Annotated in this window: 24 protein-coding genes; 8 read left to right on the forward strand and 16 right to left on the reverse strand. The window is 63.5% G+C overall.

Going from position 1 to position 20,475, the window contains the following annotated elements; all coding sequences use genetic code 11:
- Window positions 1-36: 36 nt before the first annotated feature.
- Entirely contained in the window at window positions 37-1,092 is a 1,056-nt protein-coding gene (locus BMZ79_RS24055; protein WP_090644965.1) for a LacI family DNA-binding transcriptional regulator, read from the reverse strand.
- Between the two features lie 197 nt (window positions 1,093-1,289).
- Complete coding sequence (locus BMZ79_RS24060) at window positions 1,290-1,823, reverse strand: general stress protein (RefSeq protein ID WP_177222298.1); 534 nt, start codon at window positions 1,821-1,823, stop codon at window positions 1,290-1,292.
- Window positions 1,824-1,993: 170 nt separating this feature from the next.
- Between BMZ79_RS24060 and BMZ79_RS24065 the strand changes: the two genes are divergently transcribed.
- The 4 genes from BMZ79_RS24065 to BMZ79_RS24080 all read left to right on the forward strand — a co-directional run bounded on the left by BMZ79_RS24065 (window position 1,994) and on the right by BMZ79_RS24080 (window position 4,995).
- Complete coding sequence (locus tag BMZ79_RS24065; RefSeq protein ID WP_177222299.1) at window positions 1,994-2,317, forward strand: STAS domain-containing protein; 324 nt, start codon at window positions 1,994-1,996, stop codon at window positions 2,315-2,317.
- 42 nt (window positions 2,318-2,359) lie between these two features.
- Complete coding sequence (gene rsbW, locus BMZ79_RS24070; protein WP_090644971.1) at window positions 2,360-2,836, forward strand: anti-sigma B factor RsbW; 477 nt, start codon at window positions 2,360-2,362, stop codon at window positions 2,834-2,836.
- Window positions 2,836-3,606: a sigma-70 family RNA polymerase sigma factor gene (locus tag BMZ79_RS24075; protein WP_090644974.1), complete on the forward strand. Its 771-nt coding sequence runs from the start codon at window positions 2,836-2,838 to the stop codon at window positions 3,604-3,606. Before rsbW ends, BMZ79_RS24075 begins: the two co-directional genes overlap by 1 nt.
- Before the next feature lie 192 nt (window positions 3,607-3,798).
- On the forward strand, window positions 3,799-4,995 hold the full coding sequence (locus tag BMZ79_RS24080) for a magnesium transporter CorA family protein (RefSeq protein ID WP_090644977.1): 1,197 nt from the start codon (window positions 3,799-3,801) through the stop codon (window positions 4,993-4,995).
- A gap of 210 nt (window positions 4,996-5,205) precedes the next feature.
- Here BMZ79_RS24080 and BMZ79_RS24085 read toward each other — a convergent pair whose 3' ends face one another.
- Window positions 5,206-6,378 (reverse strand): PP2C family protein-serine/threonine phosphatase, encoded by a 1,173-nt coding sequence (locus BMZ79_RS24085; protein ID WP_090644979.1) that lies wholly within the window; start codon window positions 6,376-6,378, stop codon window positions 5,206-5,208.
- Window positions 6,379-6,611: 233 nt separating this feature from the next.
- Between BMZ79_RS24085 and BMZ79_RS24090 the strand changes: the two genes are divergently transcribed.
- The gene (locus tag BMZ79_RS24090; RefSeq protein WP_090644982.1) at window positions 6,612-7,397 is read left to right on the forward strand and encodes a lipase family protein; all 786 of its coding nucleotides are present in this window, start codon (window positions 6,612-6,614) and stop codon (window positions 7,395-7,397) included.
- Window positions 7,398-7,456: 59 nt separating this feature from the next.
- Here the strand turns inward: BMZ79_RS24090 and BMZ79_RS24095 are convergent, their stop codons facing one another.
- The 5 genes from BMZ79_RS24095 to BMZ79_RS24115 all read right to left on the reverse strand — a co-directional run bounded on the left by BMZ79_RS24095 (window position 7,457) and on the right by BMZ79_RS24115 (window position 9,269).
- Entirely contained in the window at window positions 7,457-7,807 is a 351-nt protein-coding gene (locus tag BMZ79_RS24095) for an MmcQ/YjbR family DNA-binding protein (RefSeq protein WP_090644985.1), read from the reverse strand.
- A gap of 13 nt (window positions 7,808-7,820) precedes the next feature.
- Window positions 7,821-8,282, reverse strand: coding sequence for an MEKHLA domain-containing protein (locus BMZ79_RS24100; protein WP_090644988.1), 462 nt, complete (start codon window positions 8,280-8,282; stop codon window positions 7,821-7,823).
- A gap of 67 nt (window positions 8,283-8,349) precedes the next feature.
- Window positions 8,350-8,568: a hypothetical protein gene (locus BMZ79_RS24105; protein ID WP_090644991.1), complete on the reverse strand. Its 219-nt coding sequence runs from the start codon at window positions 8,566-8,568 to the stop codon at window positions 8,350-8,352.
- A 105-nt stretch (window positions 8,569-8,673) separates the two neighbouring features.
- A complete protein-coding gene (locus BMZ79_RS24110; RefSeq protein ID WP_090644993.1) occupies window positions 8,674-8,868 on the reverse strand; it encodes a hypothetical protein in 195 nt (64 codons plus the stop codon).
- A 152-nt stretch (window positions 8,869-9,020) separates the two neighbouring features.
- On the reverse strand, window positions 9,021-9,269 hold the full coding sequence (locus BMZ79_RS24115) for a hypothetical protein (RefSeq protein WP_090644996.1): 249 nt from the start codon (window positions 9,267-9,269) through the stop codon (window positions 9,021-9,023).
- A gap of 197 nt (window positions 9,270-9,466) precedes the next feature.
- On the opposite strand from BMZ79_RS24115, the gene BMZ79_RS24120 reads away from it, so the two are divergent.
- Complete coding sequence (locus tag BMZ79_RS24120) at window positions 9,467-10,360, forward strand: M15 family metallopeptidase (RefSeq protein WP_090644998.1); 894 nt, start codon at window positions 9,467-9,469, stop codon at window positions 10,358-10,360.
- Window positions 10,361-10,532: 172 nt separating this feature from the next.
- Here the strand turns inward: BMZ79_RS24120 and BMZ79_RS24125 are convergent, their stop codons facing one another.
- Complete coding sequence (locus BMZ79_RS24125) at window positions 10,533-11,474, reverse strand: hypothetical protein (protein ID WP_090645000.1); 942 nt, start codon at window positions 11,472-11,474, stop codon at window positions 10,533-10,535.
- A 250-nt stretch (window positions 11,475-11,724) separates the two neighbouring features.
- Window positions 11,725-12,642, reverse strand: coding sequence for a nucleoside hydrolase (locus tag BMZ79_RS24130; protein WP_090645003.1), 918 nt, complete (start codon window positions 12,640-12,642; stop codon window positions 11,725-11,727).
- Window positions 12,643-12,844: 202 nt separating this feature from the next.
- Here BMZ79_RS24130 and BMZ79_RS24135 point away from each other — a divergent pair, with 202 nt between their 5' ends.
- Complete coding sequence (locus BMZ79_RS24135) at window positions 12,845-13,618, forward strand: AraC family transcriptional regulator (RefSeq protein ID WP_090645005.1); 774 nt, start codon at window positions 12,845-12,847, stop codon at window positions 13,616-13,618.
- Here the strand turns inward: BMZ79_RS24135 and BMZ79_RS24140 are convergent.
- The 6 genes from BMZ79_RS24140 to hisJ all read right to left on the reverse strand — a co-directional run bounded on the left by BMZ79_RS24140 (window position 13,590) and on the right by hisJ (window position 18,095).
- Window positions 13,590-13,946 carry a DUF1904 family protein gene (locus tag BMZ79_RS24140; RefSeq protein WP_090645008.1) on the reverse strand — a complete coding sequence of 119 codons (357 nt, stop codon included), beginning with the start codon at window positions 13,944-13,946 and terminating at the stop codon, window positions 13,590-13,592. The genes BMZ79_RS24135 and BMZ79_RS24140 overlap by 29 nt on opposite strands.
- Window positions 13,947-13,961: 15 nt before the next feature.
- Complete coding sequence (locus tag BMZ79_RS24145; protein ID WP_090645012.1) at window positions 13,962-14,519, reverse strand: SLOG family protein; 558 nt, start codon at window positions 14,517-14,519, stop codon at window positions 13,962-13,964.
- Between the two features lie 229 nt (window positions 14,520-14,748).
- Window positions 14,749-15,240, reverse strand: a complete 492-nt coding sequence (locus BMZ79_RS24150) for a stalk domain-containing protein (RefSeq protein ID WP_090645015.1) — start codon at window positions 15,238-15,240, stop codon at window positions 14,749-14,751.
- A gap of 141 nt (window positions 15,241-15,381) precedes the next feature.
- Window positions 15,382-16,323 (reverse strand): metallophosphoesterase family protein, encoded by a 942-nt coding sequence (locus BMZ79_RS24155; RefSeq protein WP_090645018.1) that lies wholly within the window; start codon window positions 16,321-16,323, stop codon window positions 15,382-15,384.
- A 40-nt stretch (window positions 16,324-16,363) separates the two neighbouring features.
- On the reverse strand, window positions 16,364-17,104 hold the full coding sequence (locus BMZ79_RS24160; RefSeq protein ID WP_090645021.1) for an MgtC/SapB family protein: 741 nt from the start codon (window positions 17,102-17,104) through the stop codon (window positions 16,364-16,366).
- 157 nt (window positions 17,105-17,261) lie between these two features.
- On the reverse strand, window positions 17,262-18,095 hold the full coding sequence (gene hisJ, locus BMZ79_RS24165; RefSeq protein WP_090645025.1) for a histidinol-phosphatase HisJ: 834 nt from the start codon (window positions 18,093-18,095) through the stop codon (window positions 17,262-17,264).
- A 226-nt stretch (window positions 18,096-18,321) separates the two neighbouring features.
- Between hisJ and BMZ79_RS24170 the strand changes: the two genes are divergently transcribed.
- Window positions 18,322-20,139: an APC family permease gene (locus BMZ79_RS24170; RefSeq protein ID WP_090645028.1), complete on the forward strand. Its 1,818-nt coding sequence runs from the start codon at window positions 18,322-18,324 to the stop codon at window positions 20,137-20,139.
- Window positions 20,140-20,475: the final 336 nt, after the last annotated feature.

Genomic DNA, 20,475 nt, shown 5'->3' on the forward strand with positions numbered 1-20,475 from the left:
CGCTGTCAATGGGGCCGTTAGAAAAATTTTCTGCCCCTATTTCGCCGGCGGCGCCGTGCTCTCCCGCACGACAAGCTCCGGCTGAAGCGTCGTCAACAACTCGACGCCGTCGGATTTGGAGATCAGCCGGTGCAGCACGCGGGCTGCCGTGCGGCCCAGCTCCACGCATCGGAGCGACAGCGTCGTCAGCTCGGGAATGACGTTCGCCGCCATCGGCACGTCGTCGACGCCGGTGATGGACACGTCGCGCGGCACCTCGAGCCCGGCCTTGACCGCGGCCTTGATCGCGCCGATGCCGACCAGGTCGTTCGCGCAGACGACGGCGGTCGGACGCCGGCCTTCGCGATCGAGCAGCCGGCCCATCAGCTCCTTGCCGCGGTTCACGGAGAAGCCGCCGTGGTTGACCCACTCCTCGCGCACGGCCAGACCCGCCCGTTCCATCGCCGTGCGGAACCCCTCCAGCCGGCGCACCGTGTTGGACATCTGCGGATAGCCCCCGATGAAGGCGATGTCGCGGTGGCCGAGGCCGATAAGATGCTCCGTCACGCGCTCGGCGCCGGCGCTTTCGTCGACGACGACGCGGTGGAACGCCGCGCCCGGCAAGTTGCCGTTGATCAGGACGATCGGCACGCGTTTGTTGATCTCGGCGACTTCCTTGGCCATCTCCTTGCCGCAGTGATGCAGGTCGATGCGCCCGCCGATCATGATGATGCCGTCGACCTGCTTCTCGGTCAGGATGCCGAGATACTGCGACTCGCGCCGGTACTGGTCCTTGATGTCCTGGTTGGAGGAGCCGGTGTCGCAGAGGAAGAACGTGTAGCCCTCCTGGCGCGCCTCCTGCTCGAGCCCCGCGAGCACCTCGGGGAAGAACGGATTCGTGATGTCGGGCAGGATGATGCCGATCATCCCGGTAACCTTCTTGATCAAGCTGCGGGCGAGGGCGTTGGGCTGGAACTGGTACTTGTCGATGAGGCTCTGAATGCGCTGGCGGGTGGAGGCTTTAACGGGAGCGGTGTTGTTCAGCACGCGCGAAACCGTCGCGACGGATACGTTGGCTTCTTTGGCGATGTCGTACACGGTAACCGTTTTCATCATGGCTTCTCCCTCTTGGCCCCGAAATGGAAAATCCGTCCTGCTCGGACAGTTTCACCCTAGCATAGCAGAGAGTTTTCGCCGTTGTAAATGGGGATTGCGAACGCCGAAGAGGCCGTGCCCCCGAAGCGCGGCGCTTCGGGGGGCACGGCCGGGTTCGACCGGATCCGCTTGATTTCGCGGTCGGTTGCGCGATTCTACAAAATCCGCGTCGCGCCGGTGCTGCGGAAGAGCGCCTCCGCCTCGCCGCCGCGGGTCATGTCCGGCCCGCCGTTCGACGCGTCGCTGCCGGTCTCGGCCGCGACGATGATCCCGCCGCGCGCGATCGCTTCCCGGCACGCCTCCACGTCGCCGCCCGGCACGCCGAGATCGTGCAGCGCGCTGTCCATGCTGTCGTCGTCGTCCAGGAACGCGGCGGCCGCCACGAACGAATTGCCCGGGTACGCCATGCCGCCCGTGAACGGGCCCGTCATCGTCAAGCCCGGCGAAGCCGCGATCGGGACCACGACCCGCGGATCGTCCAGGCCGTGCTGATCCGCCGCGAGCCGCGTGTCCGTCAGGTCCTGCAGCTCGTCCGCGTCGACGTCCGTCTCGTTCTCGATCCGGCGCGTATCCTCCCGGTTCTTTGCGATGACCGTCAGGTCCGTCTTGACGAAGCCCGCCTGCTCCAGCGCCTGAATGGCGCGGATGGCGTCGTTTTGCGTATCGAAAATCGCGATTTTGTAGCTCATGTCCATCGCCTCCATATTTGTCGGGTATGCTTGGTATACCCTGTTTGCGCAGGATTCAATCGGTTAAACTAGAACATATTTCTAACCGGCCGCGGTTTGTTTCAGTCCCGGTCCGCGAGGGTAATCATCCCTTAATGAGAGGCAAATCCATGTACAGGAGCGTCGTGACGATGAAGCAAAACGATAAACTATTCGTTCGAACCGAAAACCAAACAGGCAAGTGTACCGTCTATATCGGCGGGGAGCTCGATCTGGAATCCGCCGTGCAAATGAGAGCCGTCATGTCGCCGCTGATCGAGCTGGACGACCGCGAACTCGTGCTCAATCTGCGCGAGCTGCGCTACGTCGACAGCACCGGGATCGGCATTCTGGTCTCCGTCCTGAAGGCGCGCCACGCGAAAGACGCGCCGTTCGCCGTGGAGGCCGTCCCGCCGCATATCCGCAAGCTGTTCGACATGACCGGCATCACGCCGTTCCTTCTCAAACAAGCCTAATTCGCCGATCGGAGGCGAACCGCAGAAAGGACAGAGACCAAGATGAACGTAAAGGAAGAAGTAATCACATTGCAGGTGCCCGCATCTGCGGAATATATCGACTTGGTGCGGCTGACCCTGTACGGGCTGGCGGTCAAAATGGGATTCTCCTACGAGGAAATCGAAGATATGAAGGTCGCCGTCTCGGAGGCCTGCAACAACGCGGTGCTGTATGCGTACGGCGACCTGAGCTCGGGCGAGGCGGCGCAGGCGCCGATGCCGTCGCCGCGGATCGAGGTCAGGCTCGTGAAGCGCGACGACGCGCTGTCGATCGTCGTGAAGGACGACGGACGAAGCTTCGACGCGGCCGCCGCGGCGCGCCGGGCGCAGCCGGTGAACGGCAAATCGATCGACGAACTGCAAGCCGGGGGATTGGGACTGTATTTGATGCAAGCGCTGATGGACGACGTCGAAGTGAACAGCAGCAAGGGAACGGAAGTGGTACTGACCAAGCGATTAGTCAAGAGCGGTGAGCTGTGATGAGCCCGCAGCCGGCCAAGCAACCGACCGTCACCGGCGCCGAGCTCATCATCGCTTATCAGGACAGTCCCTCCAATGAAATCGCAGAACAGCTGATCGAGCACTATGAGCCCATGGTACGGATGGCAGCCGGTAAAATCTCCCGCAACCGTCCCGATCTGTACGAGGATCTCATGCAAGTGGGCCAAATCGCGCTGCTGCGCCTGTTCAGCCAATTCGACAGCTCGCTCGGCGTGCAATTCGAGCCCTATGCCATGAAGAGCATTATCGGCCACATGAAAAACTATTTGCGCGACAAGTCCTGGTACGTCCAGGTGCCGCGACGGATCAAGGAAAAGGGCATCGCCGTGCAGCAGGCCATCGACGAGCTGACCGTGAAGCTGGAGCGCTCGCCGAAGGTCGAGGAAATCGCCGCGCAGATGGCCCTCTCCGTCGAGGAAACGACGGAGATCCTGGCCGGACGCGACCTGTACCACTACGTGTCGCTGGATACGCCGATCTCCGAGGAAGACAACGCGACGTCCCTCGGCGATCTGCTCGGCTCGCCGGGCGACGACTTCGAGGACGTCGACCGGCGGCTCGATCTGCAGGCCGCCATGACCCAGCTCAAGCCCCAGGAGCAGCAGGTGCTCATGCTCGCCTACTCCGAGGGACTGCCGCAGCGCCATATCGCGGATCAGCTCGGCATCTCGCAGATGAGCATCTCCCGCATTCAGCGGCGCGCCATCGACAAGCTGAAGGTGCTGCTGAGCGAGCAGCCCGAGGACTGAGCGCCGAACGCCACCGAAGCACGCCGCCCCGGCAACGCCGGGAACGGGCGTGCTTCTTTTCGTGTCGGGCGAAGGTGCCGAAGGCGGCCGAAGGGCGCAATTTGCCGCGGGCGAGTTGTGCTTCCCGGCGAATTCGCGTTATGATGGAACTAATCGTATCGAGCACGTACGGACAAGCAGGAGGCCCCGACCATGATGCATCGGTTGCTGCAATTTCCATCGGAATGGGAATGGCACATGCTGCACGCCAAACGACCGGCCGTCTCCGGTCTGAGCCGCAGGAAGAAAGACGGCGCCCGGCATGACGTCGCGCAGCGGGAAGATCGCGGCGCTATCCGGGACGAAGCCGAGCTGGACGTCCGGCAGGCGCACCCTGAATACGCCGCCTGGCTGCAGGACGCGGAAGGCTGCGAGCACAATCAAATATCGGTATCCGAGCTGCCGGGGGGCGAGCCCGTCCTGCAGGGCACGCTCATGTTCCAGGCGTCGGAGGACGAGGACGATATCCAGCCCCTCCACTTCCGGGTCACGCGCAACAAGCTGGTCACGTACCAGTCCGACATGCGCCTGTCCCTGCGGCTGCAGCTCGAACCGTGGAGCGAGAAGCTGCACCGCTGCCAGACGGCCCCGGAAGCGCTGTTCGTCATGCTCGGCAGCATTCTGGAGACGTTCCACGCCGGTCTCGACCGGTTCGAGACGCGGCTCGGCGAGCTGGAGCTCCGGATGAGCCGCCATAACAAGACGGGGCTGATGAACGTCATCTTCGAGCGCCGCTACGAGCTGCTGCACTGGAGCCACCTGTTCATTCCGATGAAAGAGATTCAGGGCGCCGCCAAGGAAGCGTTCATGGAAGAGCTGACGAAACAGGAGGAGTTCAAGCGGATGGAGCTCCGGATGGACCGGGTGCAGAACCTGCTCAGCCATTACGCGATGGAAATCGACACGCTGCTCATGATGGACGACGCCATCTCGAACTTCCGGGGCAACGACATCATGAAGACGCTCACGATCTTCACCGCCCTGTTCATGCCCGCCACGGTCATCGGCGCCGTCTGGGGGATGAATTTCGACGACATCCCGTGGGCCAAGGAGCGTTGGGGCTTCATCACGGTCAGCGGCGTCATCGTCGTCACCACGCTGCTTATCTATTGGTGGCTGTGGCGCAAAGGCTGGACGGGCGATCTGCTGAACGGCCGCTCGCGGGGAGACATCGTCAGCTCGTCGCGGCTCGAGCCTTCCGAGGCCGACCGGATCGAGCGGGCGGACGGCGAGGACATCCCGCTGCTGCCGCGACGCAGCCGATCGCAAGCCCGGACGAAGACGACGGTGACGACGCGGAACGGGGGCGGCGAGGATCCGCCGCCCCTGCCGTCGCGATCGAGCCGTTAGCGGCGCCTCGCTGCCGGCCGCGCGACAGCCGAAATCCGAATTCGACATGACGAAGGGAGCTGCCCCAAGGCCGTCCGCAAGCGGATCGGGCCGGGAAGCTCCCTTTTTGCGTACGCGCCCGAAAACGTCTCGTCGACGGGACGTTTTCGGGCGCATATGAGCATTTATCGGTCATTCTGCAGTTAAAGGCTAGACGTTCGTATGAATCGTCTATTTAATATCCACGATCACCAGACAACGATCGTCGGATGTCAGCCCGTTCCGGTGCTCGCCGCCGAACAGCGCCTCCTCCAGCGCCCTGACCGGCGTTCCGCCGCCGAACGGGCGCAGCAGCTCCGTCAAGCTCTCCTCGCGGTCCTCCGCGTAATCGCTGCCGACCAGATCGTACATCCCGTCCGTAAACAGCATGATCCGGTCGCCGGGCCGGATGTCCAGCGCGAATTTCTCCGTCGCGATCTCGTCGAACAGGCCGATCGCCGCCCCGCCCAGCTCGAAATGCTCGATGCTGCCGTCCGCCCGAACGACCAGCCCCGGGGGATGGCCCGCGTTGACGTACTCCAGCACGCCTTTGTTCAAGTCCACGACCATGTACAGCCCCGTAAAATAATACTGGATCAGCTGGTCGGCGAACTGCAGCTGCTGGGACCGGCGGTTCAGCTCCCTCACGACCCGCTTCGGCTCCACCTGCTTCGTCATCGCGTCCTTCAGGACGGACGCGATGAACATGCTCGCGAGCGACGAGCTGATCCCGTGGCCCATCGCGTCGATGACGGCGATGCCGTACCGGCTGTCGTCGATGCGATGCCACGCGTACAGGTCGCCGGAGAGCTCCTCCGACGGCCGATAGATCGCATCGATCGCCATGCCTTCGTCGTCCACCGGCTGCGGCAGCGCCGCGAACTGCACCTCCCGCGCCAGCTGCAGCTCTTCTCTGACCCGGCGGTCGCGCTCCCGGTGCCAGTCCTTCTCTTCCTTCAAGCGCAGCGCGACGCGAATGCGCGCCAGCAGCTCGATCCGGTTGATCGGCTTCGTCACGTAGTCGATCGCGCCGGCGTCGAGGGCCTCCGCCAGCTTCTTGGAATCGCCGATCGCCGTCACCATGATGATCGGAATGTCCTTTAACCGCGGCGACTCCTGGATGCGCGCGCATACCGCGATCCCGTCCACGCCGGGCATCATGAGATCGAGCAAAATCAAATCGATTCCGTGGTTGTCGTCCCCCGGCTTGTCCGCGGGCTCCTGGCCTCTCGCGTCCAAGCCGAGCATGCCGAACAGCTCCATTCCGCTCGCCGCCGTCCGAAGATCGGAATAGCCCGCCCGCTTCAGAATTTCCTTGACTACCGTGATGTTCATCGGATTGTCGTCCACGACGGCGATGCGCATATTCCACCGCCTTGCGCCGCCGTCCCGTGCCGTCGATTTGTTCATGACTTCCGCACTGCTCCCACTCTATGAATTTCCGTGCCTGCTTCGTTCCTGCCGTACCTCGCCAGACGTTCTTCTTCATTACCCCCGTTCCCCGGCCTTGAAACGGGAATTCGCCTACGAAGGGGCGAACGCCTAAAGCACGCCGGCCCGGCGCCTCATACAATGGAACAAGGAAAGGGGGAGCCCTCATGAGCAACGGCAGCTCGGCGGACCTGAGAACGGCGATATTCCTGGCCGCCATCTGCGGTCAAACCTATGTGCAGTACGACAACGGCGGCTTGTTCCTGATGCCGGATACGTACCGGCTGATCGGCCCGATCGGGGCTTCGTCCTACGCGGGCAAGGAAGAGCTGTTCGGCTTCGTCCTGGAATCCGACCGCGGCGTCATCGTCGCCTTCCGCGGCACGATCTCGCCGACGGACTGGATCACGGACATGATCGCGCAGCAGGTCGCCTTCAAGCCGGCGGGGAAAGGCTGCCTCGCGCACCGCGGCTTCAACGACGTCTACATGTCCGCCCGCGACGCGCTGTTCCGCCTGCTGAGCGATACGACGCCCGGCAAGCCCGTGTTCGTCACCGGCCACAGCCTCGGCGGCGCGCTCGGCACGTTGGCGGCCCTCGACATCGCCTTGAACCGGAAGCCCGCGAACCTGGTCGTCTACACGTTCGGCTCGCCGCGCGTCGGGGACCCCGCTTTCGCCCGCAGCTACAACGCGGCCGTGCCGGTCTCCTTCCGCATCGAGAACGAATTCGACGTCGTGCCGCATCTGCCGCCGCTTGTCTACACCTCCCCCAAGACGGACAAAACGTACTATTACATGCACGTCAAAGAGGACGTCAAGCGCAGCTTCCGGAACGGCTCGGTCGGAGGAAATCACGTCATCGGCAGCTATTTCGCGGATTTGGCCAAGGACGCGCCGGGCTTCGCGGCCGCGATCTGCTCGGGCCCGCCCGGCTGGTGCCCGTCCAATTAGCGGCCCGCGCGGGACGGGCGGCGTCCGGAACGCCGGCTTCTTCTCCGCCCGCCCGCTCGCTACGGCTGCCGCAGCAGCGCTTCGATCCGGTTGCGTTCGGCCTTCGGCAGCCCCTTGAAGACGAGCTCGTACGAGTGCCGGATCATGTCGAACACCTCGCCCAGCGGGAGCGAGCCGTCGACCGTGACGGAATTCCAGTGCTTCTTGTTCAAGTGGTAGCCCGGCTTCACCGCCGCGTGCTGCTCGCGCAGGTTCTCGGCGACGACGGGGTCGCATTTCAGCGACACGACGTTGTCCGCGACGAGCGCGAACATTTTGCCGCCGACCTTCATGACGAGCGGCTCCGGGCCGAACGGATAGTCCTTCTCCGCGCATTTCAGGGACAAGCAGTACTCGACGATCGGTTTCATCCGCGCGCCCCCCTCACAGCCGGGTATAGCCGGCGAACGCCGCGGCTTGTCCGTAATACGCGCCGGACTCGTCGTACAGATTCCAGACGACCGCCTGCTCGATGCGGAACCGCCGGCCGGTGCCGGAGATCCGCACGCCGCTGTAATCGTCGATGTAGCCCTTCGCCGCGACGGCCTCCATGAACCGCTGCCGCTCTTCGCGGACAAGCGGCTCCGCCGTCAGCCTGGACGGCATGGACGTGAAGCTAGCCCCGTCCATTTCCCACAGCCCGAGCGCCGTGCGTTTGCCGTAATTCAACACCGGGTCCGCCTCCGTCCCGTGGGACAGCACCGCGATCGGCGCTTCGAACAGCTGCTCCGCCGCCGAACCCCTTCCTTCCGTCTCCAATAGCGGCTTGCCCAGCAGCCTGCGGTAGCTGTCCAGCACGATCCTCGCATGGCGCTCGTTCGCGCCGATGTCCGTACTCCGCATCATGTCCGATTCCCCCTTATCGTTAAAAAAACTGAAGGCGATAATCGCCCTCAGTTTTTCGCGTGACTGGTTATACGCCCATTTTCTTGCGCTGATTGTTGACCTTCTTCGTGTTCTGGCTCTTCATCGTCTGCTGATTGCCGCCGGGACCGAATTTTTGCTTGCCGCCGTTCGCTTGCTCCTGCTTCTTCTGCGCGAGCTTCTGCTTCACGGCATCGGCCAGGGAAACCTTCTTCGGCTGGTCCAGCGATTGCTCCTGCGATTCCGGCGTCGTTTGGTTGTCGGACATTGAAATCACCTCGCCTGATTGTACTACTCCTATTGTAACCCGTTTTCGCCTTGCTTTCCAGTAGCCGGCGACAGATTCGCGCCTGTTTCCCGCGGATCGGGACGCTTATTCGCGCAGCGCCTCGTTCAGCCGCGTGGAGCGCAGCTCCCGGTCGCCGCCGCGCAACAACCCGCGCAGCCGGACAACCTCCCGCTGCAGCCGCCGCTTGTCTTCGCGCAGCGCCTCGATCTCCGCGAGCGCGGCCGCGAGCCGCTCCTCCGCGGACGCGTTCGGCCCTGCCGGCCCGTCATGCTCCTGCATCGCCCGCCCCCCTTTCGTCTTGCCCGCGCACGGTTCGTCCTCCCATTGTAGCGCGAAGGAAGGCGCTTTGTAAAAGCGGGGCATCACGGATGAGACGGGCGCCGGGCATGCGCGCGCCCCGGCCGCGGAGAATCCGGCTTGCCGGCGGACGGCTATTTCATGGCGACGCGCACCTTCCGCGTCGTGACGAGCTTGCCGCGGCCGTCGTACGCCTGCACGGCGACGTCGATCGCGCGTCCCTTGTACGGCGCGAAATCGACGGACGCCGTCCACGGCGGCGACGAGGCCGACGCGACCGTCCGGCCGCCGATGCCGTAGGTGACCTTGGCCAGCATCGGCGACCAAGACTTCACGTAGGCGGAGACGCGCTGCTTCGCGGCTTTTGTCGAATCGGCTTCCATTCTATACCATGCGCCCCTGCGCCGATAGACAAATTTTTGCATCGTTCGCGTCTTTTCGAGCCGTTTTCGGTGCCCATCCGCCGAGACCGCGTTGTACAAGCGCAACAAATCCCCCTATAATATTCGTTAGATAAATAGAAGCGCCCGCCTGCCGCGGCAAGCGGGGCTGCAGCAAACCTGGGAGGCAAGGAACCGCTTTGAGAAAATCCGCACTGATTCCCGTCGTCGTTCTCGGCATCGCGCTCGGGACAGCCGTCATAGCAACCCAAACGACCTTATTGCAACCCGCGTACGACCGCTTCTTCGGCGATTCCGCCAGTGCCGGCGCCGGCAACGATGCCGCTCCGGGCTCCGGAGAGAAGCCGAATGCGGACACGGGCCAAACCGCCGGGGCGCCGGCGAAGGGAAATCCGCCCGCAAAGCCCGCGTCGGCCGCCGGCCGGTCGGAGCTCCAGCAGTTTCTGTACGACAACGCCGCCTCGCGCACGACGGTAACGCGAAGCGGCGTCGCCTATGTCACGAACCCGACGAGCGTGCTCGTGCTCGTCAACAAGAAGCGCGAGCTCGATCCCGGCTACGTGCCGCCCGATCTCGAGAAGGCGCCCGTCGAGTTCTCCTTCTCCGGCGACAGCCCGAAGCAGCAAATGCGCAAAGTCGCCGCCGAAGCGCTCGGCAAGTTGTTCGCCGGCGCCGAGCAGGACGGCGTCGAGCTGAAGGCCGTATCCGGCTACCGGTCGTACGCGTCGCAGAAGTCCATCTTCAACGCCTACGCGAAGAGTCACGGCGAGGAAGAGGCCAACACGTTCAGCGCGCATCCCGGCCAAAGCGAGCATCAGACCGGCCTCGCCATGGACGTCTCCAGCGCGAGCGTCCATTACGGCCTCGAGGAAAGCTACGGCGAGACGAAGGAAGGCAAGTGGCTGAAGGAGCATGCCGCGGAGTATGGCTTCATCATCCGCTTCGAGAAAGGCAAGGAGCAGGAGACCGGCTATATGTACGAGCCGTGGCACGTCCGTTACGTCGGCGTCGCCGTCGCGAAGGACGTGCATAAGCTCGGTTTGACGCTGGAGGCGTACTTGGCCCGGTTCTAACCGGAGGCGGCCGCCGGCCGACCCGGCGCCGCACGAAAAAGACTGTCCGCTTCGCGCGGGACAGTCTTTTTTGCTGCTTGCCTGCATGAGGCGCCGGCACGGAGCACGAAGCGCCGTTCTCGAGCGTCGGCGGGCGCTCAGCGGCCGGCTCGCCGGTACGGCGTCGCGGCCGCTACGGCCGCTGCGCTTCGATCCAGGCGACGCGCTTCGTCCGGCTGCCCTGCAGGGCGGCATCCGCGGCCGCGAATTCCGACTGCAGCCGGTTCACGACGGCGCGCACCTCGCCGAGCGCGCCCAGCGTCTGGTTCTGCGCTTCCTGGATCCGTTTCTGCACGATCCAGTCCGTAATGAGGCCGTCGAACCAATAATCCCCGAACTTCAGCATGCCGCTGATGTCGATCCCGACGCCGATGGTCCGGTCCAGGTCCGCGAGCTCGTCGCGGAAGCTCCGCATCAGATGGTTGGCATTGTTCATGGACGCCTTGGCGGCGTCGACGTGCTCGTGCTTCATGTGCGTGCTGATGACCCCGCCGCCGCCCCAAAGGTCCCAATTGCCCCAGCCTTCGGCTTTCTCGAGGCTGTGCGAGGCGTCCTCGAGCGACGTCATCACGCGCCGGCCGGCCGTCAGCGCTTCCTTCAGCTCCTTCGCCGCGAGCGACCGGTCGGCGATCTGCGCGTCCATCTCGGCCAGCTCGGCGGCGTACGCGGACGTCCGCAGCAGCGCTTCCCTCTCGGCCAGCAGCCGGGCGTACTCGACCTCCGCGTTCGCGCACGCCGCGAGCTCGTCGCCGGCGTCCACGATATCGGCCTTCAGCCGCTCCTGCGCCTGCCTGGCCTCCTGCAGGTTCAGCGCGGCGGCGAGCGCCTGCCGGCGTTCCAGCTCGAGCTGCTCCTCCTTACTGCGCAGCAGCGTATGGAACAGGTTCGCGAGCGACATCCGCGTCAGCTTCTCCACGTCCGCCTGCTCCGCCTCCAGCTTCATTTCCAGCTCGACGATCTGCTTCTCCTTCTCCCGCAGCCGGCCGCGCAGCTGCTCCTGCCGCCGCTGCGCCTTCTCCAGCCGGCGCATCCGTTCCTTCGCTTCCGCCAACCGGTCCGGTCCGTATTCCGCCATCGCCCATCGCTCCTCTCGCGTTTCGCATGCTGTATATACGCGATAGCGGCCGCGCGGATGCGGACCCGGAAAAAAAAGGGGGCGACAAGTGGTCCCATTCGCGACGAAATCGAGCTTGAGAAGCGCCTTTGATTCCGATGCACGGTCTCGAAGCCGGCCGCTCCGAAAAAAAGAAAAGACCGTTGCCGCCGGGAAGCCTCCGGCCGTAACGGTCTTTTCGCGCTGCGTTCGCGGCCCTCGCGGACCGGCGTCAGCCTTCCAGCTTGCGGAACAGATCCTTGAACACGCCGTCGCGTTCGACGTAATCCACGTACCGGATCAAATGGCGCGTCTTGTCCACGCTCCAGCGGCCGTCGTCCGACAGCACGGGGCTGTGGACGAGCGAGCTCGGCAGGTATGCGTCGTTGACCAGGTAGGCCACCGTCGTCATGTCCCAGATCACGCGGGAATAGCCGACATGATCCGGACTGCAGTTCCGGTAGGTCTCGTACAAGTACCGGCCGATCGGGCCCTTGTCCTTCACGTACGCTTCGATCTCGGCCAGCGTCGTCCGCAGGTGGGTGGTCACGCCCATGCACGGGATGAGCACGAGCGGCACGCCGCTGTCCAGCACGACGCGGGCGGCCGGCACGTCCTGGTACAGGTTGAATTCCCGCGTGTCCGGCCAATGCAGGGCATGGCCGCCCAGCCAGATCACCACGATCCGCTCGATGATCCGCGGTTCCATCAGAATGGCGGACGCGACGTTCGTGATCGCGCCGATCGCGAGCACGTAGAGCGGGTCGTCCTCGGACGAGGCCATCGCCCGCGCCACGAGATCGCGCGCCGCTTCGCTGTCGACCGGCTCGTCCGCGCCGGGCAGGTAGCTTTCGGAGCCGCGGTGAATCGGAATGCCGGCCATTTCCGGCACGATGCCGGCGATGCGGCGCAGCTCGTTGTAGCTCTTCTCCATGCCGTCCTTCGGGCCGGTCGACAGCTCGTTGAAGAACGGCGCGGCGTAGAACGCCTCGACCGCGACGGCTTCCGGCGACTTCAGCGCGTAGATGACGGCGAACTGGTCGTCGATTTCGTTATAGGTGTCCGTGTCGAGCACCATGCGGACCTTGCGCCGCGGGTGCGCGAGTCGCTGGACCCGCTTCTGTTCGGAGATTGCCGGGTAGTGAACCATGATGGGCCGTTCATCCTTTCGGGCGTTTTGGGCAGCGTTCCGTCCTGCTTGCCGATCCGCCGGTATTCTTATATGATTTGGTTATGCCGTACGAGGCGTATCGTGTTGTCATGGTTATTCTACACCGAACGCGGGCGGCCGCGGCTTTACGAAATGGCTGATTGTTTGCATGATGTGGCTATAACGAAGGGGGAGGCGCCCGATGCACGCGCAAATGGAGTTCCTGTTTCAGGCGGTCCGGCAGACAGGCACCTACATGCCGATGCACGCGCATTCGTGCTGCGAGCTCGTCTATTACGGCATGGGCGGCGGCACGACCCGGATTCTGGACGATACGCATGCTTATGCGCCCGGCACCTACGCCGTCATGGCCGCGGGGACGCTGCACGACGAGCGGCGGCTCGCGGATACCGAGGTCGTCTGCGTCGGCTTCCGGCTGACCGGCACCGACGGGGCGCTGCGGGAGGGCTTGCACGAGGACGGGGCCGACCGGCCCGTGGAGAAGCTGCTGCGCGCGATGCTGCAAGAAATGCAGGAGCAGCGGCCGTATTACCCGGACAAGCTCAATTATTTGCTCGGCCTCATCGTCATCGAGCACAAGCGGAAATCCGACGTCGCCGCATCCAAAGAAGCGAACGACCATCTGCAGTACGCGCGCGCGTTCATCGACGAGCATTACAACGAAAAAATCACCGTCGAGGAGCTCGCGGCGATGTCGGGGTACAGCTATCATCATTTCCGTCATTTGTTCAAGCGGAAGTTCGGCCGCTCGCCGATCGCTTACCTGCTGAACCGGCGCATCCAGCGGGCAAGCCATCTGCTGCAGCATAGCGCGCTTACCGTCACGGCCATCGCGGAAGCCTGCGGCTTCTCGAGCGACGCGCAGTTCAGCACGCTGTTCAAGCGGGAGCAGGGCGTGTCGCCCCGCCTCTTCCGCCGTCAGCGGATCAGTCGAACACCGGAGGGCCGGCCTTGACCATGAACGGCTGGCCGTTGGCGTAATAATGCGTCTCCCGGTACACCTTGAAGGCGACCTCGACCTCGGGGATGCCCGTCGTCAGGAGATGGTTCGTGATCGCGGTCGCGACCGCGTCCTGCACCTCCCGGCCGCGGTCGAACCAGGCCACCTCGACGAACGGAAAGGTCGGCACGATCGCGCCTTCCGAGACCGACGTCGCGTTCAGGACGTCGAGCGTGAAGTTGTCCTTGCCGCACCGGCAAATCTGCGCCAATTCCTCGACGAGCGCCGTGCTGATTTTCATGACTTCCGCGAGATCGACGCCCCGCATGATCAATTGAGGCATAGCTGCACTCTCCTTTTATTCGTAGTCGTAGAACCGATCTTCCTCGGCGGCGTTCTGCAGGTCCTCCCCGTTCAGGACGATGATGCCGTAATCCGGGGTCACTTCGGCATGCTTGCGCGCGAGCTCGAGCAGAAACCGCGGCGAGCCCTCCTGCTCCTCGTCGTAGATGAGCAGCAGCCCCTCCGTGTTGTCCAGCAGGAACCGGTCGCGCGCCTTGAATTGCCAAGGACCCGCGTATTTCTGTTTGGACACGCTGTTCACGTAGTCCGCTTGCCCAAGAATGGACGCATAGGCCGCTTTCTTCGGCTCGCTCCAATTCTCGTCCTGTTCCAAAAACGGCGTAATGACGGCCAGGCGCAACGATTCATATTCAGCTCTAAGCTCCAGCGCGACCTCTGCAGCCCACAGCTCAACACCCCATTGCCCGCTCACGATCACCCATTCCAGCCCTTCTTCGGCGAGCGCCCGCAGCCGCTGCTTGAGCGCCTTCTTGATAACGCCCACGCCGGGGTGCTTATCGGAGAAAATGCCCAGCTCGGAGGCTTTGTATCCCGTAACCAGCACTTGTTTCATTCCCATGCTCCTTGTTCGCGCGTCCATCTAAGCGTAGCATAAACGAAGAGCGCCGGACAACCTCGCCTCCGCGGAGACGGTCGTCCGGCGCTTTCGTTAGGTGGCGGTCTTGCTTCGTTTAACCCGCGCGCCGCCGATTCGCGCGATGGCGCTTCGTCGACATTTCCGCGCTTCGTCCGCGCCCGTCAGGCCGACGCTCGGTTTACCCCGGCCAAGACGCGCCGAAGGGCTAAGGCGTCATGGCCAAAAACGTTTCGACCAACGGCTTGGTGACGTATGTCTTGCCCATAATGACGACGGGCGCGTAATCGGCCGTCTTCGCGGCCATGCCGGCCGTGACGCGCGTGCTGCCCGGCATCAGCGTCACCGTGTACGGCTGCGGCTTCATCCCCGGCATGTCGGTCATCTCGCTCATATCGGACGTGTCGGTCATGTCGTTCATGTCCTTCATGTCCGAATGCTGCATGCCCATGCCCATCATGCCCGTTCGCGTCAGCATGACGGCCTGCTTCGTCCAATCCACGCTGTACCCGAGCGACATGGCGATTTGCCGGAGCGGCACGAGCTCATGCCCGTCCTTCTTCATCACGGTTACGCGGCTGTAATCGACCTTCGCCGTCATGCCCGAATCCCCGTTCATGGCCGCCGCGTAAGCCATGGCCGGTACCATGACCGCCAGTGCCAGCGCGGGCGCGATCGCCCGCTTCAAGCTTTTGTTCATCTGTCATCTCTCCTCGTCAATGTGTCCTGCAACTACGAGGATAAGATGCCGGTCTTACGGCCGCGTATCGGAATCATTAACAATTCCTTACGTTTCGGCTACGAATGCATGCGGCGTCCGCCTGCGCGCGCCTCGTCGCCGCTAGTTATCCATGCCTTTCGGATAATGCTCCTTCGGCTCCAGGATCACGGTCCCGTCGTCCAGCCGCACGTACGTCGCGAAATCCCGCTCGTCCCGCTGCAGCTTGATGACGCGCGCGCCGCGCGGGAAGCCTTCCCGCCCGTACGTCTGGTAGCCCGTCGCCCGGCCGTAGCAGAGCCGGATGTCGTTCAGCGCGCCCCAGTAATCGTTCACGTGGTCGTGCCCGCAGAACGTGCCGACGACGTCGCCCAGCTCCAGCATGGCCGCGTACAGGCCGGAATTGACCGGCGGGCAGGCCACGCCTTCGTGCTTGCTGCCGAAGCACAGCTCCTTCTTCCAGACCCGCTTGTACTCCGGCAGCGGAATATGGAAGAACGCCAGCGACGGCAGCGGCTCGCCGCCGTTCGCCGCGGCGATGGCCGCGGACCGCGCGGCGTACCATGCGATCTGGTCGCGCTGGATCCATTGGTAGCCCACGATATGCGGCAGCTCGGAATAGCTGCCGCTGTCGAACAGGTACAGGGCGTTGACCGCCCGGCCCGTCTCGGGATCGTGCACGAACAGCACGGCGTTGCCTTCTCCGCTCAGCTCCTGCGGTCCGGCCTCGGCGATGCAGTGCGCATGCTCCAGCTGCACGTTCATGAGCTCGCCGCGCGTGACGAGATGCTCCGTGTCGTGGTTGCCGAACACCGCCGCCCACGGGATGCCCCTTCGGTCGACGGTTCGGACCGCGTCGCGGAACGACTGCCGCGGATCGACGCAGTCCTTGCTGTAGATGACGTCGCCGGTAAAGACGACCAGATCGGGCGACTCCGCGTCCAGCACCCGTTCCATCAGCATGCGGGTCAGCATGTCGTCCGGTTCGCCGTTTTGCCAGTGCAGATCCGTGAACTGCACGATCGTGAACGTGCCGTCCCCGCGGTAATACAACGATTTCTTCATTCGCTTCCCCTCTCCCCCGCCTGCCGCTCCCGGCAAGCCGTTATAACGATTCCACGCCCGCTTCGAGGCCGAAGACGCCTTCGATGGCCGCGAGCGATACGATGACTTCCTCGAAATGCTTCGTCTGGCCGAGCTTCAGCTGCAGCCGGACGATCAGCATGTCATCGCCGTCGCATGTATCCGCTTCCTCGTTCTCGACGATAATCTTGTTAATGCCGATGCCATGCCGGTGCAGCTCCGTGACGACCTTGCTCAGGCTGGCGGAATCCTTGTTCACGCGCAGCACCAGGTCTCGCTTTCGCTTCGTCCGCGAAAATTTCTTCTCCAGCTTGTTCAGGACGAACAGGCTGACGACCACGAGCACGGTCAGCACCGCCGAGCCGTAGTAGAACCCCGCGCCGACCGTCAGGCCGATGGCCGCGACGACCCAGAGCGACGCCGCCGTCGTCAGTCCCGACACGGTCAGGCCCGTGCGCAGGATCGTCCCCGCCCCGAGAAAGCCGATGCCGCTGATGACCTGCGCCGCCAGCCGGGCCGGATCGAGCCGCACGTTGGGATCCGTCGAAAATTCCGCAAAGCCGTAGATGGATAAGAGCACGATCGCGGCGGATCCCACGCAGACCAGAATATGCGTCCGAAATCCCGCGGAATGACCGCCGAGCTCGCGCTCCAGACCGACCAGTCCGCCCAGCGCAAGCGCGGCGACCAAGCGGATCGTCAGTTCCCAATAGCTGATGTGCCAAATGCTGGGGTCGTATACTTGCTGTACGGTCGTTGCCATCCGCCTCATTCCTTCTGTCGTCGGTTCCGGGGCTGTCCCGTCTCCGCGGGCGCCCCTTTGTCTTATCTATACGCGCGGGGCGTCCGGCATGCGCCCCGCGCGAAAAAATAAAGCCCAGCGGCGGCAGGAAGGCTGCCGCCGCGCATACCGCGGGACGCTATCGTTCGCCCGGCAGGTTCGCCGCGAACCAATCGTAGCCGAACCCGACATGCTCCGGCTTGTGCGAATCGGAGCCATAGACGAGCGGGATGCCCCGCTCCGCGCAGGCGCGCAGGAACCAGGCCGGCACGTAAGCCTTGCCGCACGTCGGCACCCGCAGCCCCGCGGTGTTGACGTCGATGCCGACGCCGCCTTCCTCGAGCTTCGGCAGAATCGCGGTCAGCCTGCGCTCGAGCTGCGCCTCGTCGATCGGCGGCAGCTTCTGCGCGAATTTCTCGATCAGGTTGATATGCCCGATCCGCTTGCGCATCGGCAGCTTCGCCGCCCAGGCGATCGCGGCTTCCACGTGGTCATAGTATTCGTCGACGACCTTCTCCATCGTGCCGTAGTAGGACAGCAGGTTCGCCGCGAAATCGTCCGGCGTGAAGTCGATGCAGCGCATGCCGCCCCGGCCCGGCAGGTAATGCACGGAGTAGACGACGTCCTCGAGCTTGTCCAGGTACCGGTCGACGATCGCTTCCGTGAACGGCAGCGCCCCTTGCAAATAGTCCAGCTCGAGGCCGATGGCGACGTCGATTCGGCCCGCATACTTCTGTTTAATGGAAGTTACGTAATCCATATAAGCCGGCAGCTCCCCGGCCGGCATGGCCAGCTCCTTCATGAGCGGCGCGTCCGGGATCCATTCCGCGGGCAGCGGCGGGTGCTCGCTGATCGTGTACCGGTCGAAGCCGAGCGCGAGCGCGCGGTCGACGTAGGCCTCCGATTCGTCGGGGCTTCCGTGGTAACAAAATTTCGTGTGCGTGTGGCCGTCCCATTTGATTGCCGTCGGCATGGTTCTCCTCCTGTTATCGCGTGCGCGCGCCGTGTTGCGGCGGCGGTTTTCTTCCAAGTATACCATCCGGACGGGGCGGTTCAAGCGCTCTCTTTTAATTCCGGCCGACATCTTTTAACCGGCTCTATTTCTGCTATAATGAATTCTGGTCATTGCGGTTACCCTAAAAGCGAATTCTAAACGCAGACAAAGATTACCTTATGCGGAGAGAAAAGAGGTCCCATTCATGATTAGCCGATTCAAACGATTGTTGATTGGCCGGCCGATGAAGAGCGCCGAACTCGAGGGAGAGAAGCTGAGCAAGCTGAAGGCGCTTGCCGTGCTCTCCTCCGACGCGCTCTCGTCGGTCGCCTACGGTACGGAGCAGATCCTGCTCGTGCTGGTGGCCGCGGGCTTCGCGGCGGTCTGGTATTCGATTCCGATTTCCATCGCCGTCCTGGGGCTCCTGCTCATCCTCATTCTCTCGTACCGCCAAACCATCTACGCGTATCCCAAGGGCGGCGGCGCCTACATCGTGGCCAAAGACAACCTCGGGATCTCGACCGGCTTGCTCGCCGGCGGCTCGCTGCTGGTCGACTACATTCTGACCGTCGCGGTCAGCTCGTCGGCCGGCACGGACGCGATCACGTCGGCGTTTCCGGCGCTGCACGATTACCGGGTCGTCATCGCGCTCATCATGATCGTGTTCCTGACGGTCATGAACCTGCGCGGCATCGGGGAGTCCGCGTCCGTGCTCGCCTATCCCGTCTATCTGTTCGTCGCCGCCGTCTTCGTGCTCATTATCGCGGGCGTCATTAAAGTCATCATCCACGGCGCGAACGGCAGCATTCCGGAGCTTGGGGCGGCGGTCTCCAACATCAGCCTGTTCATGCTGCTGAAGGCGTTCAGCTCGGGCTGTTCCGCGCTGACGGGCGTCGAAGCCGTGTCCAACGCCATTCCGAACTTCAAGAAGCCGGCCGAACGCAACGCCGCGATCACGCTCATGATGATGGGCACCATCCTCGGCGCGATGTTCATCGGCATCAGCCTGCTTGCCTATTGGAACGGCATCGTGCCGAATCCGAAGGAAACCGTCGTCTCGCAGATCGCCAACGCCACCTTCGGGCGCGGGGTCCTGTATTACGCGATCCAGGGCATCACGGCGCTGATCCTGTTCCTGGCCGCGAATACCGCGTATTCCGCCTTCCCGCTGCTCGCCTTCATGCTCGCGAAGGACAAATACATGCCGAACGCCTTCATGGTGCGCGGCGACCGGCTCGGCTTCTCGAACGGCATCATCTTTCTCGGCATCTTCTCGGCGGTGCTCGTCATCGTGTTCCACGGGGATACGGAGAATTTGATCCCGCTGTACGCGGTCGGCGTGTTCATCCCGTTCACCCTGTCCCAGCTCGGCATGATGATCCGCTGGATCCGGCTGAAGCCGGCCAATTGGGTGTTCGGCCTGGTCGTCAACACGATCGGGATGCTCACGACGCTCGTCATCACGCTGATTTTCATCTTCACGAAGTTCTCGCAGATCTGGATGGTCTTCATCTTCCTGCCGATCGTCATCTTCGTCTTCTTCAAAATCCACCGGCATTATATGAATACCGCCGACGAACTCCGGGTCGACATCAAGAAGGAGAAGCCCGTCATCAAGGGCAGCACCATCGTCGTGCCCGTCGCCGGCATTACCAAGGTCGTGCTGCAGTCCATCAGCTACGCGAAGTCGCTGACGGACAACGTCGTGGCGGTCTACGTCGGCTTCGACGAGGACGAGATCGAGCGGATGGAGAAGAAGTGGGAGGAATGGAACCCCGGCGTGCGCCTGATCGTCCTGCGGTCCAGCTACCGCAGCTTCATCCGGCCGCTGATCCGCTTCATCGAAACCGTCGAATGGAAGACGCAGGAGTCGGACCACATCACGGTGCTCATCCCGCAGTTCATCACGAAGCAGTGGTGGCACAACTTCCTGCATAACCAATCCAGCCTGCTGCTGCGCGCCTACCTGTTCAACCAGAAGGACGTCGTCGTTGCGACGGTGCCGTATCACTTGCTGCGCTAGCGAAGCAAATGGAAAAACGCATCTCCCCCCGTGGAGATGCGTTTTTTATTGGGGCGGGGGCGAGAGGCGCCGGCCGGTGGGCGAGCCGGGGGATGGGCGCTATAAGGTCCGATTATCGGTGAATAGCGGAACCCGTGGCCGCTCAATCGCCGAATCGGCGACTCAAGCAAAATAGCGGCTCCTGTGGCCGCCACCATTTATAATCGGGCAACCGGTCCGCCGGGAGACGGACGGGAACGAAGGCGCCACGAACCGGACGCCGCACGCCGAAACGACGCGCCGCTCCGGCTCGCTCTGTTTGCCCTCGCCGCCATCTCGGCTGCGGGCCGGCCGTTC

Origin of the sequence: Paenibacillus sp. UNC496MF, assembly GCF_900113915.1 — a bacterium.
In the GTDB taxonomy this organism is placed as follows: domain Bacteria; phylum Bacillota; class Bacilli; order Paenibacillales; family Paenibacillaceae; genus Paenibacillus_Z; species Paenibacillus_Z artemisiicola.